The following is a 15222-nucleotide window of genomic DNA, read 5'->3' as shown; positions in this document are numbered from 1 at the left end:
GGGATTCAGAACACGCCCGTCGAGAACGGGTTCTTGCTTGGGATGGCGGGAAAGCCGCCGTAGTTGTCGAGGTTGCCGAAGCGCGACTCGCACGTGGCCGTGCTGTGATCGCAGCCGACCGTCAGCAGCACCTCGGTGCCGACTTCAATGGCCACCGGATAGAGCAACTCGACGCCACCACCGTAGTCATTGACGATCATGTGGCGCGCACCTTCCGGGGTTTGCAGCCAGCCACCGGCCAAGCCACCACTGACGCTGCCGGGCGTGCCACCGTCGAGATCGACGTTACGGCCATTGCTGTTGCTCACAAAGGCGCTGGCAGAAATCGGTGAGGCACCACAGGCAGCCGAATACAGCACGTGGGAACACTTGCGGCTGTAGAGCCGCCGCAACCCGATGCGCTTGAGACTGACTTGCGCCGACTCGCAGCGAACGCGAGCCACATCGTCGGCGACTTCGACGCCCAGCACCCGGCCCATCCAGCGCGTGCCGGAGATCCACCAGTAGTCGCCCCAAGTATCGCGCCGTCCGATGCGCAGGGTGATCGAGGTAGTGTCGCCGGTCAGCGAGTTGGCGAGCAGGTGGCGCACCAAATCACAGTTCGGTGGCAGTTTCAGATCCAGCGCAGATTTGGCCGCTTCGGCACCCAGCGCCAGCTCGTTGCGTTCAAGGGCCAAGCTCTTGTACAGATTGCCGTCGAGATCTACGTCGAATTCGTGCGGCGTCAGATAGAACTGCGCGCTGTTGCTGGCGAATGCGTATAGCTCGACTTCCAGCAATGGGTTCTGGCTCATCGTGCTTACTCTCCCTCGTAGGTTTGACGGTCATTGCCACGCGGTTCGGGCAACTGGCGCGCGGTCAAGGTGATCTCCAGCAGCGTCGGGCTGTGCCAGTACAGATCGACTGCGTCGTGGTCGAGGCGGCAGCGCACGAGGCGAATGACGCGGCTGCCTGCGGGCACCCAGTCGTCGAGACCCGAGCGCAGCACCAGCACACCGCCTTGATCCAGATGGCAGGCCGCCGTCAGGGCGTACTGCCGATAGCCGTCTGGGTGCACGATCAAGCAAGCGGCGGGGCGATGCCAAAAATCCGAGATTCGCGCGGAGATGTCTTTGCCATCCACGCGCAGGAAGCCATCATCGGGATCGGCTTCGACGTTCACCCACAGGATCGGAGCCAAGCCATCGGGCAGCCAGAAGGCCTCCAGACGGCCTTGGGTGCGCCACAACCGCGCCCGCCAGATCTCGATTTCATCGAGTGAGCTGGCCAGATAGCGCCGCTGCAAAGTTGTCGTCGCCCACGGATCGTCCCGGCGCGCCCACGGATCTGCAGGCGAGAAGTCTTGGCGGGTGATCGTGGCCGCCGCGGCTGCTGTCGGATCGTCACGCCAGTTGCCATCTGGCCAGACCGGGATCTCGTCGAGCCATGGGTCATCGAGAACATCCTGGTCGGGCAGTGGCGCAGGTTGGATCTGTGTGGGGATGTTGCCGCCGACCATGCCAGGTACCCACTGCGTGAGATCCGCCGGATCGATGGCCTTGCCCCACACCAAGGGCATGATGGTGCTGCCCACGGCTGCGGCGCGTGCCAACGGTTCCATCAGCCACAGCAGAGCGCTTTCCACATCGCTGAGTTGGGCGATCTGCCATCCATCGGCGGCGATGATCAGCACCCAACGGCCATTGCTCTCTGTCTCCTGCCAGCCCTGCACCCCGTCGTAGGTCAGATGCACATTGGCCGAGAGTGGCCCGAACTGTCGCCCATCTGCCTCCGTCACATTGAGTGCCAGTGCGCCACGTTCGCAGGACTGGGTCAGGTGCACCGCGTACTGCGGCAGCGGCCACAGCGCCATTTGACCGAGATGATCGGCCAGCCAGTCGGCCACCAGGGCATCGGTCTGCCGGGCGTTGCCCACCTTGTAGGTGAGCCAGCGCCGAGGAACGCGTCGGCGTGCCTGCCGGGATTCGTTGCCACTGGCCAGCCGCGTGACGCTGGTCTGCCACTCCAGCCGTTCGACGAGGGGCTCCATCCAATCATGACGGAAGGCAAACACGCCGCGTTGCGCATCCGGCCAAGGCTGGTCGCCAAAGGCATCCATACCGGTGGCGACGATGGCGCTTGAGGCCGTGTCCCGGCGCAACACTTCGACCAGAAAGATCGGCGCATCGATGGGTGGCCAGGGGCCCGCCAAGGATTCCGCCAGCAGGCTGGCCGTCAGATTGGGCGGCAGCGGAGCGACAGCTGTTTCCGGCGTGAAGCTGGCTGCGCTCGCCCCGAACGTGGCGCGCGAGAGCACTTCACCCTGGAAGGCGGGCAGTTCGCTCCCCGGCGTCGGCTTGCTAGAAACCTCCGCAATGTCTTGAACGACGACACGCTCCGTCATGCCGACTCCAGGCCGAACTCAGCGGCATTGAAGGCGGCCTCCGTCCACTGCACGTTGCCGTTCGGATTGCGCTCGAACAGCGTGCTCTGCCACGCCAGTTGCTCCTGCAGGATGATGTCGGTGCTGACGGCGCTCTGCGCACCACTGACCACGAGTCCTTTGACCTTGCCCAGCCCCGCGTCGGTCTTGCGCGCCAGCATGGTCAGTTGCACACCGTAGATGGCGGGCGTGGCCATTACTGGCAGCGGCTCGACATCGAAGGACTGGCGCAGCCCCACGTTGGGCGCACTGATCGCTGTGGATTCGTCCTCGTCGCTGACGGCTTCCCAGGCAGCAGTACCGACCGGGCTGGCCGTCCACTGGTTCAGGCTGCCATCAGCCTGTGCCTGCAAGGCATCGACGCGCACATCACCGAGAAAGGTGTTGTTGATCGTGCCGCTGGTATCGGCGATGTAGAAGTCGTCGACGTCGATGGTGAGGGGACAGTTCTGGCCAGGCACTGCACCCACGAATGCCGTGAGCAGTTGGCCACCGCCCTGGATGGTGTTCTGCGCGGTCATCTGGATGGCCAGGATGCCGTTGATGCGCACTGACAGAATGCCGTTGCTGGTGCCTTGCGTGACCTGCAACTCGATGTAGTGCCAGCCGCGCGCCGGAGCGCTGGCGACTGAGACAGAGATCAACTGGTCATAGCCGTATTGCCAGCGGTAGAGCTTGAGCCGACCGTCCTCGCCGATCTTCACGAGATGCGCGACCTGCGAGTTGGCATCGCGCACGCCCAGCAGCAGTGGCTCGGTGTAGGTGTTTTGGTACGGCACCACGCGAACGGCTGCCCCGACGATCAGGCTGGTCTTGGTACCGTCGAGGTTCTTGACGTAACCGCCGCCCGAGCCCTCCGGCAAACGCAGGGCGTAGGACGATGGACGACGGCCATTGATGCGGGTGGCCTGCGGTGACAGATACGCTGCCTTGCCACGCGCGAGCCACGGATCGCCAAAGCTGTCCACGGACTGCGGGTCGTAGTGGTCGAAACCGTCGATGAACAGAAGTGCCATTGGACTTTCCTCTGAAAATTCAGCCTTGCAGCGCCGCACGGATAGCCCGTGCATTGCGCCCGATGATGTTGACGATGACTTTCTCTCCGGCAGGCGACTGCAGGTGGTCGTGGGTCACGCCCGGGTCGACCGCGTTGACGATGCGCACCGCCTGATTCATCTGCGGCTGCGCGGGCGGCACTTTCACCTCCGGTACCAGCCCGCCCGCTGCGAAGGCCAATTCGCCACCCTTGAAACGTGGGCCTGCCGACAAGCCGTTGAGCGAATCGAGGAAGGCCACACCGACCTGGCGCACGGCGGCCGCCCGCACCACGTATTCGCCTGCCGACAGCCGCGCCGGAATCGAATCCGAGGTGGCGCTGCCGGGGCCGGACACCAGACCACCGCCCGCGAACTTCTTGATCCCGCCCAACAGCGCCATCACCGCAGCGACCATCGCCACCATTGCGGCAATGGCCAGCCCCGGGCCGACGACGGGAATGGACGCCTGCGACGCGGCCGCACCGGCACCGGCCTTGGCGGCATCCATCGACACCACGGCAGTGGTCTCGGTGGTTTTCTGGGCAACCTTGGCGGCGCTGGCGGCCACGTCGGCGGTTTGTTCCTGCTGGATGAAACCCAGCTTCATCGCCAGCATCCGCACCTGCATCGCCATCCATTGCTGGAAAGGCTGGATCACGATCTGCTGCAGGAAGGCGTCGGCCACCTGCTGGAAAATGCTCGCCAAGGCACTGCGCCAGGTTTGCGCGCCGGTGATCATTCCGTTCAATGCGCTGCCGAAACTCTCGCCGATGCGGTTCCACAGCGGAGCCAGTTCATCGACGGTGAGCCGGGTTCGCTCCAGTTCGTTGCGCCACGCCTGTACGCGGATCACCGCGTCCGGGCCGATGGCCTGCGCGGCCTGCTGCATGGTCGGCAGCAGACGTTCCATCTCACTGGCCGATTGCTGCTGCAAGGCGACGATCTGCTGGCGCGCCTGCGCTTCGGTCAGCAATCCCGCCTGCTGCTGGATGCCAATGGCTTCCTGTGCATTGCGCAGGCGTTCGGTGACTTGCTGCCACTGGGCTTCGAGCGCCGCCAGATTGGCTTGCGCGGCTTTGACGTCGATCAGCCGATCCACCAGCGACACGCCGTCGGCATCGCTTTCAGCGGCAAGGCGGGCGCGCAGATCGCGGTAACTGCGGGCAATCGCCGCCTGCCGGTCGGCATCGGTGGCGGTGCCGGTGATCTGCGCCAGTTCTTCACGTGCTTGCGCCAAGGCATCAGCCAGTTCGCGTTCGGCCTGCGCCGCCGCGCGAGCATTGGCCTGCTCGATGTCGGCGCGCCGATTGTTGAGCACGATCAGCTCGGCTTCCGCCTTGGCGACCTCGGCCTTCGCCTTGAGGCGGGCGGATTCGTCCTTGCCCGTATTGACCAGCCGTTGCTGTTCCGCGAGCGATGCCTGCACGCGGCGGATTTCCGCGTCAATCTCCTGCTGCTCAATCCGCGTCTTGGCGGCGTAGTAATCCTTCAGCGAAATCAACCGATCTTCGAGCGCGGCATCCAGCACCCGCGATTGACGCTCCAATGCGTCCTTGAGGAGCTTGAATTCCGCCTCGGCCTGCGCCCGTACCAGGGCCAGTTTGTCGGCCTGCACACCCTTGCCGGGAGCGGGTGGCGTCGGCGGTTGTGCGCGACCGAAGACGCCCGGCTGCGCTTGTTCGGCTCGGATGCGGCCAGCGATGGCCTGAGCGGCTTCCCCGACGTAGTCGCGCGTCACCGCATCGCGCACGGTGTCTGCGAGCGCCTCGCCAAAGTCATGCATCTCCTCAAGTCGGCGACCGAGGACGGTGCGTAGCGATGACATGGAGAAATCACCACTGAAAGCAGCGGCTACGTCCTGGCCCAAGGCCTGTGCCAGTGCCCCGATGTCGGAGAAAGCATTGCGGAAGCGCTCGACGAAGAAGGCCGCCGTGATGCCCACGACACTGCCGACCGCGTTGAACGCGCCGATGACGCCATTGACCATCGCGCGGATCGCCGTGCCGATGGTGGTGAGCGCGCTGACCATCACCTCGCGCACGCGAGCCCAGGAGAGATCGTTGACACCGACCAGTTGCCCAAGGGCGTCGACGACCGCAAGAACTTTCTCGACCACCAGTTCCCAGATGGCGACGGCGATCTGCTTGATCGACGCGCTCTTGCCGCCGAACTCGACCACGGCGTTGCGTGCCGAATAGAGCGCACCTGCCAGCAGCGTCACCGTGGTGACGATGAGGCCGATGGGGCCGCCCAGCAGTGCCAGCGCCCCGCGCAACAACCCTGCCGCCCGCCCCAGCAGCGTGGTGGACGCAACAGCCTGCGTCACGGCGCTACTGGCGGCGGTCGCTTGCAGCCGAGCCTTCGCCGCGTCAGCGACCAGCGCGCTGGTGGCGAGGCCTTGCGCGCGCGCCTGCGCCAAGGCGGCATCGGCCACGCGTACCCGTGCCAGCGCCTCGGCTTGGAGGGTGCGCAGGTTGGCCAGTCGCGCTGCTGCTTCGGCACGCGCAGCGGCGATGCTGGTGGCGAAGGCACCTGCCATCCGGCCAAAGGCGGCGACCAGCACGACGCCCGCCAGATGGATCAGCAGCTCCAGATGCTTGGCGACGAGCTGGATGGCTTGCGCCAGTCCTGCCGTCAGGCCGGAACTGGCATCGCGCTCGCCGAATGCGCGCTGGAAGGCGTTTTTCAGGCGAGTGAACGCTCCCGCGACGGTATCGGGCAGGCTCGCGTATTCCTCGGCGAGGCGTTCGCGCTGATTGAGCAAAGCATCGAGCACCGCCGCCGAGGTGATCTTGCCTTCCTGCGCCAGTGCCCGCAGCGAGCCCAGCGGCACGCCCATTCCGTCGGCGATGGCTTGCGCCAGTCGCGGCGTCTGCTCGACGACGGAATTGAATTCCTCACCGCGCAGTTGCCCCGAGGCGAAGGCCTGCCCGAGCTGCATCAGTGCGCCTGCTGCCGCCTCGCTGGATGCACCGGAGAGCGACACCGCCTGCCCGATGGCATCGGTGGCCGCCAGCACGTCCGCCTGCGAACGCCCCAGTGCCTGCACCGATGGTGCCAGCCGCGCATAAAGCGTGATGGTTTCCGCCAGTGGCGCACGGTTGCGCTGGGCAATGTCAAAGAGGGCCGCGTCGGCGCGATTGAACTCCTCTTGTGAGGTGACGGCGAGCTTGAGGCGGGCCTGCAGGTTCTTGTACTGATCTGCGACCGCCACCAGCTCGCGCACACCCAGCCCGATGCCGATGGCTCCACCAATACGAGACAGGACGGCACCGACCTGACCGGCCTGGTCGCGCAGTTGCGTCAGACTGCCATTGATCGACTGGAAGGCCCGGCGCGTCTGATCAACGGCGGTGATGAGGATCTGGGCACGGTTGTTCGCCATCGTTCAAACCTTGGACATTGCCTTGCGGATGGCCGCCGTCAGGCGGGGAAGCTCGACCCGCACCGCACGGTTGAGGTCGAAGCGTTTTTTCAGGTTCACGCGCTGCACCAGCACGGCAACGGGAATCTCCTGGCCACGCCGAAGGCGCTTTGTGCCACTGCGCTCGCGCTCGGCACGCCGAAACCGGGCCAGCGAGCGGGCGTTTTCGCTGATGTTCTCGGCCATCAAAATCTTCTGGCCGTTTTTCTCGATAAACCACGCGTTGCCGGATCGCATCAGCGCATTGATGACCCGGGCGAAGGCCTTGCGCCCGATGCGCTGGTGTTGCGGCAACAGCGGGATCAGCATCCATCCCTGAATCGTTCCGCCACGCTCATGAAGCCCCAGCCACGGCACCTTCGAGCCGAGGTAAAGGGCCGGAAACGCATTGGCTTTGCGGTCGAACACCTTGGCGTGCATCGAGCGCAGGAACTTGGGGCTGGCGGCGCGGAAGCTGGCGCGCATCTCTCCGCGCACCTGTGTGGCCATGTCTTTGCCGCTGTCGCGCATTGCACGGGCAACAGCAGCGTGGATGGCCTTGTGGGTATCGGCTTGCCAAACGTTGAAGCGCCGCCGATCCAGCAGGCCCTCGGCAACCAGATCAATCTTCATCACGCATTCCTTGCTGGAGTTCGGCCTGAAGCTGGCGGATGCCCTCGCGGCTACCTTGGGCGGCGGCGGTCATGACTGCCAAGTGGCTGGTGAGGCGCTCGAATTCGAGACGGCTATCGACAGCCAGAAAGGCATTCACCTGACCCAACGTGTACCCGAGGATGTCCGGGTGACGGTGGCCGCTGCGGATCAGGCGGGCGACGGCGCTATCCCAGGAGGACTGCCAACCGCGTTCGTCAGTGTGCGCAGCGTCGGCGCGAGTCGCTCGGCTGCGCCCTGAATGCTCGGCACGACCTGCGCCACGAAAAAATCCGCATTCACCTCGAACACGGCAGCGACCAGTTGCACCGCATCCTCCAACGACAGGTCGTTGACCCATGCGCGTTCGCGCCGGGTGGTGATGGCCAGCAAATCGAGCACGGCGTCACCGTGCCGACCCAGCAGCGCCATCCAGTCCGGGTCGGTGCCGATGTCTTCGGCCAGCGGGCGCACCACGGCCAGCAGCCGTGGCAATTCGCCCAGCCGGATCGGCGTCAACTCCAGCGCGGTACCGGAGAGCGTCACGACCACCGGTGCCAGTGGAAAGGTTTTGAAGTCATCCATCGCGTCATCCCTCACAGCAGCACCAGACGACCGAACTGACCGAGATCGCCGCCGACCGGCTTGGTGAGGTCGGCGAGCACTTGGCCCGACAGCTCGAACTTGAGCAGTTCGTCGGTGATGATCGAGAGTTCCTTGGCCGGGTTGATGGCCACGCGGTAGAGGTCGATCACCACCTCGCGGTTGCCGTCGGCAGTGTTGAGTCCCTCGAAGCGAATCCAGCGCTCGGGCAGCGGCTGGGTGAACATTGCCGTGCTCTGCGCCGCGCCATAGGCGTAATCGACGGTGAACGGTTCGGTGTACGGGCCGCCGGTGGTGGCATCCAGAATCACCAGCGAACCGTGCTTGGCATTGACGCTGTACTGGCTGGCAGGGAGGGTGTTGGGCGTGGCGTCCGAGTCCTGCACCTGCACGGCGGACACGTTCTGCATCGCCAGCGGGTAGAGGCTGCCGGGTGTGACCGGGTTGGGCAACAGCTCGCCGGTGACGGTGCCGGGCGTAATCGTGGTCGTGGTGCCGTAGAGCGCCAGCGCCAGATTGGTGGCGATCAGTTCTTCCAGCGTGCAGGCGAATTCGCCTTTCTTGGTCTTGATGAGTTGCAGGTCGGTCAGGCGCTGGCCCGACTGCGCTTCCTGATGCTCGATGGTATCCACCGACAGCGACACCTTCAGCTCGGGCACGTTGCCGACGAAGGTGAGGCCTGCCGGGTTGCCGAGGTCATCGCGCGCACCGATGTAGACGCGGCCTTGTCCAGAGAAGTAAGCCATGTTCAGTCTCCTTGAGAAATATGGGCGCTGCCGGACGTGGCCTCACGGCGGCTGGGTTTGAGGTCGGTGGCGGGCGTTGTCGCCTTGGCCACGCCCTGCGCGATCAGCCAGCGGGCTCTGGCATCAGCAAGGTCGAGGCGTTCGCCCATGTCGCGGCGCTGGCCTGCGTGGGTGTGGGGTTTGAGCAGTTCGATGTGCATTGGGGGTTCATCCTGTTTGGGTGAGATCAATGGCGTGGGTGCGGTAACGAATCTCGTAGCGGGCGGGCAGCGCAACGGCCCCGGCATCGGCGTCGTCGAAATCCCATTCGCAGTCGATCTCGCGCACGGCGATGGCGAGGCCGCCCAGATTCGGGTCGGCCAGCAAGGCCGCGTGGGCCGCAACCAGCGCCCGGTCGGCCACGTCGAAGGCATCAGCACCGCGTGCCACCACGGCAAGCCGGACGATCAGCAGCCGGTCGACGAGGTGGTTGGCGTGGGCGGTGATGCTGTCGCCATCGACGAACAGCAGCAGCGCCGGACTGGCCTCGCGGGTGACCGGCACGGCAGGCATCCGCAACACCGGAGTCGGTGCAATCGCGGATGACAGGCGCGTGACGACCTCCCGCAAGACGCGCTCGCGGACGGAGTTCATAGCGATAACCTCAGAGTTGGGAGAGCGAGGCGCGACGCTCGGTGCCGTCGCCGATGGCGCGCACGTCGCGCACCTGATAGCTGTTGCCTGCCACCTCGACCGTGTCCCCGGCTGCCAGCGTGAGCCACGCCGCCGGGTAGTCGATCTGGTAGTCCCGTGACAGCGCGAAACCATCGAGCACGGTTTCGTCCGGGGCGCGGAAGGCGCAATGCACAGTGACACCGGCGAAGGACACCGGCGTCAGCAGTCCAGCATTGCGCGCCGCTTCGTACAACGTGACGACGTCCACGGTCGAATCAGGCCGACGTCAGTTTGATGAGCACGCCGGGGCGGTGGCACATCGGCAGCGGGTTCGATTGCGTGTGCAGATCGGTGCCCCGGTCGAATTTGCGCGGCTCCTGCTTGGCGTACAGCGGCTGGCCGAGGGTGTTCACCGTTTCGTTGAAGTCGGCGGGCGCGAAGTACGTTGCGAAGGTGTCCACCGTGCCGACCGGGAAGGCATGGGCTTCTCCGGCGGCGATGAAGCGGCGCGTGCCCAGTGTGCCGTCGGCCTGCACGAAGGAGGCTTGGCCACGGTACTCCTCGAAGGTGATGCCGCTGTAGCTGAAGCCCGAGCGCATATCGTTGATCAGCACCGCGCCCTGCTGCCAGTTCTGGTAAGCGGTCTTGACCTCCTTGTGGGTGGTCAGTGCGCGGAAGAATTCCGGCGAGCACAGCACGTGAAGGCCCGTGGAGAACTCGCCCGCCAGACCATCTTCCATCAGACCCAGCAGTTCGAGACATGCGCCCTTGAGCTGGCCGTTGTCGGTGGCGGTGGAAAACTCGAACGGCACGCTCTGCGCCGTGATGTCGAACTCATCGAACAGATCGACCAGCGTGCTGCCGTCGGCGTCGAGAATCTCGCCCTTGAGCGCGCCCATGCGCAGGTGCTCCAGGGTGATCGCGTGCTTGTTGCGCATCGTCTCCAGATGACGGGCCATGACACCGCCGATGGCTTCCATCTCGGTTTCCGAGCCGAAGGCGCGCAGGCCTTGCACCTCTTCGGGCAGCACCACGTCGTCGTGCGGGATGTGCGGGATCACGAAGGAGCGCAGCTTGCGCTGGCCCCGTTCACCGACCGTGCCGGGCGAACCGGGTGCGCGGGTGGGCAAGAGGTTCAGGCGACCGGCGAATTCCTCGACGATGATCTGCCGGGTGCGCACCGGTTTGGCTGGAAACAGGCTCAGTTGCTCCAGCCGCCCGTAGCGGTTGGGCAGCAGGTTGATGGCGGCGGTAAGGCTGGCCATCGAGAAGCCGGGGTTTTCAAAGGGGTTCTGCATTTGGGATCTCCAAAAATGACGAAACCCGCACAGCGGCGGGTTTTCGGGGGAGTGAAACGGAGTGTCAGGACGGGGTCAGGCGCTGTCGCGCACCAGCACGCCCAAGAAGGTGAGCTGGGCGATGGCGGCGGCCTTCTGCGCAGTGGTGATGCCGGTCGGCCAGACCAGTGCGCCGCGCGCGACGATGGCGTGGCGCGCGATCACCAGTGCGTCGTCGCGGTCGATCAGCGTGGCGTCCACATCGCCCACCAGGATGCCGATGGCGATTTCGCTGCCGTCGGTGGCATCCGGATCGAAGGCTTTGAGTTTGCTGCTGGTGGTATCGCGCCCGAGCACGGTGCCCAGCGCGAGCTTTTGCCCGGCGGCCACGGTATCGGTTTCGCGCGAGTAGAGATTCGGCGCTTCGTACTTGAGCAGGTCGCCCAGCGTCTGCGGTTGTGCAATGGCGGTCATGGCTTACTCCTTGGCGGTGAGTTTCTTGACGGCAGCGACCACGGGACTGTTTTCCGGGCGCTGGCTGGTGCTGGCATCGGCGGTGATGCGCGAGGCGATTTCGGGCTGGTCAGCACGGGCATCGAGCAAGGCCCGACGCACTTGCGCTTCGGAAAACCCGGCGGCGAGGAATTCCGCCGTGCGTTGCGACTGGCCCGCGATCAGGCACATCTCGGCAATGGCCTGCGCCTGACCACGCCCACTGGCGAAAGACTGCGCCAGTGCGGCGCTGGCGACAGGTGTCGGTTGCGGATCGCCTTCGTCTTGCGGCGGATCGGTTTGCTGGGCGGGGTCGGTCGGATCGTGTGGTTCGTGCGGATCGTGAAGATCGTCGAGGGCGGCGTGTTCGTCCGGGTGTTCGGTCATGGTGTTCTCCAAGGTGAAAGAGGTGGGTCGAGGGGCGTGGTGAAGCGTGGGGGGCGAAGCGCGCGGCAAGGCAGACGACCGGGCTTGTGGCGTGGTCTGCGGACGCTGGGCGGCCAACGCCTCGGCAAATTCGGCCAGCACCTGATCGAAGGGCAGCACCGCGTCGGCCAGCCCTGCGGCCACTGCGTTCTCGCCGAAGTACACGGCAGCTTCGGTGGCGCGCACGGCATCCACATCCAGTTGGCGCATCTGGGCAACCTGCGTCGTGAAGATTCCGTAGAGCCGGTCGACTTCGCTTTGCAGCGTACCCGCCGCCTGCGGGCTCAAGGGTTCGTGCGGCGAGAGATCGTTCTTGTGGCCACCGGCAAAAACAGCGGTGTAGTGCAGCCCGTCCTTGGCATCCTTGACGGCCTGATCGACGTGCAGCGCGATCACGCCGACGGAGCCCACACCGGCGGTTTGCGACAGCGTCAAACGCTGGCAGGCAGCGGCAATGGCGTAGGCGGCCGAGTACGCGGCATCGTTGGCGTGTGCCCAGATCGGCTTGATCCGGCTGGCGGCGCGGATGCGCTCGGCCAACTCGAACACGCCGCCCGCTTCGCCGCCGGGAGAATCCAGATCGAGCAGGATGCCCGCCACCTGCGGATCGGCCAGCGCAGTCTCCAGCCGGGATTCCAGTTCGTCGTAGGCCATCAGGCCCGAAGCGGCATCGAGGCCCAGCGAGCGTTTGACCAAAGTGCCGAACACCGGAATGACGGCGATGCCCGACTGCGCAAACGCCCGCGCCTGCTTGGGTTCTGGGATGGGAAAGGCCATGTCCCGGTCGGGCAAGCCGATGCGTGAACCCAGCACGGAGAGGATCACGTCGAGTTTCGGGCGCGCAATGAGCAGCGGCGTCCCGATGATGCGGGACGCCAGATGGATGAGGGGCATGTCAGTTGTCCTGTAGGTCAGGCTGCGGCGGCACCGGGGCTACGGCAGCAAAAGGCGGCTTGTCGTGGCGCGGGTCGGAATCGAAGACCAGACCCAGTTCGTCGGCACGCTGGTTATCCAAGGCGATCTCGCGGTCGATGTCCTCGGCGTCGTAGCCGAAGGCCGAGATGGCTTCCGAGCGCGACAACAGTCCGGCACGAATGGCGGTCAGCATCGCGTCGAATTCCTTCTTCGGATCGACCCACTGCCAACCTTGCGGAATCCATTTGGCGGCCAAGTAGTCGCGCCGTTTTTGACTGAATCCGGTCAGCGGCAATGCGCCTTCCAGTGCTGCCTGCTCCATCCACGCGCGCCAAATCGGGCGGCACAGTTGATGGACGATCACGTTGTGCTGGATGGCCTCGCAGCGGCGGCGAAACTCCAGCAACCCGGCGCGGATCGACGAGTAGTTCACCTGCGTCAGATCGCCGGTCAGCATCTCGTAGGTGATACCCATCGCGGCGGCCACCGCCCTAAACTGCATACGCAGGAACTCGGCGTAACTCGCGCCCACATCGGCAGGCTGGCTGAACTTCACGTCTTCGCCGGGCTCCAGAATTTGCATCGTGCCGGGTTCGAGTCCGGCCATCGCCGCGCCATTGGCATCCGGTAGCCCTTCGCCCATCAGGTTGTCTTCAGGTGAGAGGCGCGTGATGAAGCCCGCGAACATCGCCGCCGTCTTCTTGCGCACCAGCTCGGCATCGTCGTACTGGTCAAGTTCGTTGAGCTTGACCAGCGCCCGGGCCAGCCACGGTTCGCCCCGGATCTGGCCGGGACGCAGGGGCCGGAACAGATGGACGATTTCGGCGGCAGGCACGCGCACCGTGTCGATGCTGCTGCCGACTCCACCGTTGCCGGACATCGGGGCCAGCGAACCGTCGCCCGGGTGCGCGTTGTACAGGTGGTAGGCCACGCGTCGACCGATCTTGTCGAACTCGATGCCCGCGCGGATGACGTTGCCGCCGGGCCGTTCGCTGTTCAGCGTGGCCGGTAGGTGTTCGGGTTCGAGCAACTGCAATTGCAGGCCGACCGCCAAACCATCCTCGGGACGGCGGTAGCGCAGCCGCACCAGACACTCGCCGCCTTCGAGCATGGCGCGACAGGCCAGCGCCTGCAGGCCGTAGAAATCAGTCAGTCCGGCGGCATCGGCGTCCGCGCACCAGTCCCACCACAGGCTGTGGATGGCTTCGCGCAGCGTGTTGTCCGCCACCATCGACTGCGGCTTGATGCCGGTACCAATGGCGTTCGAGACGAAGGCCTCGACGCCTGCTGCTGCCCACGCATTGCGCCGCACCAGATCACGGCTCTTGGCGCGCAGTTCGTTCTGGGTATAGGCCAGCGCCGCGACCGCACCGGGGTTGCCGACCTGCCACGCCAGCGCACGGCGGCCACCGCCGATGCCGTCGTAGAACGGCGTGCCACCCAGCAGGCTGATGCCGACACGTCTGCGCATACGGTCAAACCATTGCATGTTCAGAACCCCTTGCCCGTGGTGACACGGATCTGGCGCGGCGCACCGGGCCACAGGCCGGTGTCCACGGCCTGCTCGAACAGGTCGCGCTTGATGGCCGCGATGGCGGCCATGAGTTCATCGACGCTGCGGTACTCGACGGTCTTGTCGCCGAAGGTCACGCGCTTTTCGCCCTTGACCAGCGCCAACTCCAGCGCATCGAGGTGTGCTTGTGTGTAGGCCATCAGCGGTACACCGTGAGGTTGATTTCGTCGGCGTCGGTCGCCAACGTGGAGGACGCACAGCTGACATCGAGTTGCTGCGCGGTTTTGGTGTCACCACTGGCTCGCACCAGGGCCACACGCTGCAAACCCAGAATGGTTGAGTTCTTGACCACGGAAGCCACCCAGCAGTAATCGGCATCGGCCATCGCATTGACGAAGGTCACGCGGTAGCGCCCGGTGCCAAGGCGGGTGACGCTGGCCACGTTGTGCGAGGAGCGCACGACGATCTGGCTGCCGACGTAGCCGAAGCACACCCATGCCCGGGCCAAGCCGGGATGGGTGGCATCGATCTTGGTCTTGACCTCCAGGCCGATGCGGCTGGCCAGCGCCGTGATGCGCGATGCGAGGCTCATCAGGCCAGCGCGCCTTCAAACACGGCGACAAAATCGGTGTCGGTGTCGCCCACATCACTGACTGCCACCGCGCCGATGTTGCTGCGCGCCTGTGCCTGCTCGGGTGCCGAGAGGGTTTGCGCGGCATCGAAACGCACGCGGTTGTTGACGGCGGCGAGCAGCGCATCCAGACCCGTGGTGCCGTTTTGCAGCAGTTGCTGGATTTCCAGCAAGGTGTCGTAGGCCGCATCGGCACCGCCCAAGATTTCCGACTTGAGCGCGTCCAGCAGCGTGACGATCTTGCTGGACGAATAGGTGCTGGAAATGGCGATGTTGGCGTCGTCGATTTCCGAGGACGACACCACGGCGGCCTTCAGCTCATTGATGGCGGCGACCAGATTCGATTTGTCGGTGGTGGTTAGGTTGGCGAGATCGCCTGTCTTGGCGCGCACGTCGTTGAATTCCTGTGCGACGCGGATGACCAGACTTTCGATACGGGTAGCAAGACTCAT

The 15222-nt window shown here is 65.2% G+C and carries 18 protein-coding genes; all 18 read right to left on the bottom strand.

Features of this window, described 5'->3' with window-relative positions:
* Positions 1 to 5 precede the first annotated feature (5 nt).
* Entirely contained in the window at positions 6 to 794 is a 789-nt protein-coding gene (locus BKE09_RS16750; protein WP_046432131.1) for a DUF2163 domain-containing protein, read from the bottom strand.
* Positions 795 to 799: 5 nt separating this feature from the next.
* On the bottom strand, positions 800 to 2383 hold the full coding sequence (locus tag BKE09_RS16745) for a hypothetical protein (protein WP_046432139.1): 1584 nt from the start codon (positions 2381 to 2383) through the stop codon (positions 800 to 802).
* On the bottom strand, positions 2380 to 3438 hold the full coding sequence (locus BKE09_RS16740; protein ID WP_046432140.1) for a hypothetical protein: 1059 nt from the start codon (positions 3436 to 3438) through the stop codon (positions 2380 to 2382). Before BKE09_RS16740 ends, BKE09_RS16745 begins: the two co-directional genes overlap by 4 nt.
* Positions 3439 to 3457: 19 nt before the next feature.
* Positions 3458 to 6844, bottom strand: coding sequence for a tape measure protein (locus BKE09_RS16735; RefSeq protein ID WP_046432142.1), 3387 nt, complete (start codon positions 6842 to 6844; stop codon positions 3458 to 3460).
* A gap of 3 nt (positions 6845 to 6847) precedes the next feature.
* On the bottom strand, positions 6848 to 7495 hold the full coding sequence (locus tag BKE09_RS16730) for a DUF6441 family protein (RefSeq protein WP_034022735.1): 648 nt from the start codon (positions 7493 to 7495) through the stop codon (positions 6848 to 6850).
* Positions 7485 to 7634, bottom strand: coding sequence for a hypothetical protein (locus BKE09_RS23545; protein WP_153575903.1), 150 nt, complete (start codon positions 7632 to 7634; stop codon positions 7485 to 7487). Before BKE09_RS23545 ends, BKE09_RS16730 begins: the two co-directional genes overlap by 11 nt.
* Positions 7635 to 7684: 50 nt before the next feature.
* Positions 7685 to 8098 (bottom strand): DUF6631 family protein, encoded by a 414-nt coding sequence (locus tag BKE09_RS16725; RefSeq protein ID WP_031688342.1) that lies wholly within the window; start codon positions 8096 to 8098, stop codon positions 7685 to 7687.
* A gap of 11 nt (positions 8099 to 8109) precedes the next feature.
* The gene (locus tag BKE09_RS16720) at positions 8110 to 8862 is read right to left on the bottom strand and encodes a hypothetical protein (protein ID WP_034022740.1); all 753 of its coding nucleotides are present in this window, start codon (positions 8860 to 8862) and stop codon (positions 8110 to 8112) included.
* A 2-nt stretch (positions 8863 to 8864) separates the two neighbouring features.
* Positions 8865 to 9062, bottom strand: a complete 198-nt coding sequence (locus tag BKE09_RS16715) for a hypothetical protein (protein ID WP_034022742.1) — start codon at positions 9060 to 9062, stop codon at positions 8865 to 8867.
* Positions 9063 to 9069: 7 nt separating this feature from the next.
* Positions 9070 to 9495 carry a hypothetical protein gene (locus BKE09_RS16710; RefSeq protein WP_034022744.1) on the bottom strand — a complete coding sequence of 142 codons (426 nt, stop codon included), beginning with the start codon at positions 9493 to 9495 and terminating at the stop codon, positions 9070 to 9072.
* Between the two features lie 10 nt (positions 9496 to 9505).
* Positions 9506 to 9784 (bottom strand): hypothetical protein, encoded by a 279-nt coding sequence (locus BKE09_RS16705; protein ID WP_034022747.1) that lies wholly within the window; start codon positions 9782 to 9784, stop codon positions 9506 to 9508.
* 7 nt (positions 9785 to 9791) lie between these two features.
* Positions 9792 to 10814, bottom strand: a complete 1023-nt coding sequence (locus BKE09_RS16700; protein ID WP_075676482.1) for a major capsid protein — start codon at positions 10812 to 10814, stop codon at positions 9792 to 9794.
* 75 nt (positions 10815 to 10889) lie between these two features.
* On the bottom strand, positions 10890 to 11267 hold the full coding sequence (locus BKE09_RS16695) for a head decoration protein (RefSeq protein ID WP_034022752.1): 378 nt from the start codon (positions 11265 to 11267) through the stop codon (positions 10890 to 10892).
* Between the two features lie 3 nt (positions 11268 to 11270).
* Positions 11271 to 12605: a S49 family peptidase gene (locus BKE09_RS16690; protein ID WP_034022753.1), complete on the bottom strand. Its 1335-nt coding sequence runs from the start codon at positions 12603 to 12605 to the stop codon at positions 11271 to 11273.
* A gap of 1 nt (position 12606) precedes the next feature.
* Positions 12607 to 14115 carry a phage portal protein gene (locus BKE09_RS16685; protein WP_034022755.1) on the bottom strand — a complete coding sequence of 503 codons (1509 nt, stop codon included), beginning with the start codon at positions 14113 to 14115 and terminating at the stop codon, positions 12607 to 12609.
* 2 nt (positions 14116 to 14117) lie between these two features.
* Complete coding sequence (locus BKE09_RS16680; protein ID WP_034022757.1) at positions 14118 to 14339, bottom strand: hypothetical protein; 222 nt, start codon at positions 14337 to 14339, stop codon at positions 14118 to 14120.
* The gene (locus tag BKE09_RS16675) at positions 14339 to 14731 is read right to left on the bottom strand and encodes a hypothetical protein (protein ID WP_034022758.1); all 393 of its coding nucleotides are present in this window, start codon (positions 14729 to 14731) and stop codon (positions 14339 to 14341) included. Before BKE09_RS16675 ends, BKE09_RS16680 begins: the two co-directional genes overlap by 1 nt.
* Positions 14731 to 15222, bottom strand: coding sequence for a hypothetical protein (locus tag BKE09_RS16670; protein ID WP_034022759.1), 492 nt, complete (start codon positions 15220 to 15222; stop codon positions 14731 to 14733). Before BKE09_RS16670 ends, BKE09_RS16675 begins: the two co-directional genes overlap by 1 nt.

It is taken from the genome of Stenotrophomonas sp. TD3, from assembly GCF_001939825.1.
Classification (GTDB): Bacteria; Pseudomonadota; Gammaproteobacteria; order Xanthomonadales; family Xanthomonadaceae; genus Stenotrophomonas.
Note: the sequence above shows the minus strand (reverse complement) of the source record. Positions and strands in the feature narration are given on the sequence as shown.

Excerpts from the sequence above, each read along its gene's own strand:
- BKE09_RS16725 (WP_031688342.1), bottom strand. The coding sequence starts at position 8,098 with ATGGATGACTTCAAAACCTTTCCACTGGCACCGGTGGTCGTGACGCTC.
- BKE09_RS16720 (WP_034022740.1), bottom strand. The coding sequence starts at position 8,862 with ATGGCTTACTTCTCTGGACAAGGCCGCGTCTACATCGGTGCGCGCGAT.
- BKE09_RS16675 (WP_034022758.1), bottom strand. The coding sequence starts at position 14,731 with ATGAGCCTCGCATCGCGCATCACGGCGCTGGCCAGCCGCATCGGCCTG.
- BKE09_RS16710 (WP_034022744.1), bottom strand. The coding sequence starts at position 9,495 with ATGAACTCCGTCCGCGAGCGCGTCTTGCGGGAGGTCGTCACGCGCCTG.
- BKE09_RS16735 (WP_046432142.1), bottom strand. The coding sequence starts at position 6,844 with ATGGCGAACAACCGTGCCCAGATCCTCATCACCGCCGTTGATCAGACG.
- BKE09_RS16700 (WP_075676482.1), bottom strand. The coding sequence starts at position 10,814 with ATGCAGAACCCCTTTGAAAACCCCGGCTTCTCGATGGCCAGCCTTACC.
- BKE09_RS16745 (WP_046432139.1), bottom strand. The coding sequence starts at position 2,383 with ATGACGGAGCGTGTCGTCGTTCAAGACATTGCGGAGGTTTCTAGCAAG.
- BKE09_RS16715 (WP_034022742.1), bottom strand. The coding sequence starts at position 9,062 with ATGCACATCGAACTGCTCAAACCCCACACCCACGCAGGCCAGCGCCGC.
- BKE09_RS16730 (WP_034022735.1), bottom strand. The coding sequence starts at position 7,495 with ATGAAGATTGATCTGGTTGCCGAGGGCCTGCTGGATCGGCGGCGCTTC.
- BKE09_RS16740 (WP_046432140.1), bottom strand. The coding sequence starts at position 3,438 with ATGGCACTTCTGTTCATCGACGGTTTCGACCACTACGACCCGCAGTCC.
- BKE09_RS16690 (WP_034022753.1), bottom strand. The coding sequence starts at position 12,605 with ATGCCCCTCATCCATCTGGCGTCCCGCATCATCGGGACGCCGCTGCTC.
- BKE09_RS16680 (WP_034022757.1), bottom strand. The coding sequence starts at position 14,339 with ATGGCCTACACACAAGCACACCTCGATGCGCTGGAGTTGGCGCTGGTC.
- BKE09_RS16670 (WP_034022759.1), bottom strand. The coding sequence starts at position 15,222 with ATGAGTCTTGCTACCCGTATCGAAAGTCTGGTCATCCGCGTCGCACAG.
- BKE09_RS16750 (WP_046432131.1), bottom strand. The coding sequence starts at position 794 with ATGAGCCAGAACCCATTGCTGGAAGTCGAGCTATACGCATTCGCCAGC.
- BKE09_RS16695 (WP_034022752.1), bottom strand. The coding sequence starts at position 11,267 with ATGACCGCCATTGCACAACCGCAGACGCTGGGCGACCTGCTCAAGTAC.
- BKE09_RS16685 (WP_034022755.1), bottom strand. The coding sequence starts at position 14,115 with ATGCAATGGTTTGACCGTATGCGCAGACGTGTCGGCATCAGCCTGCTG.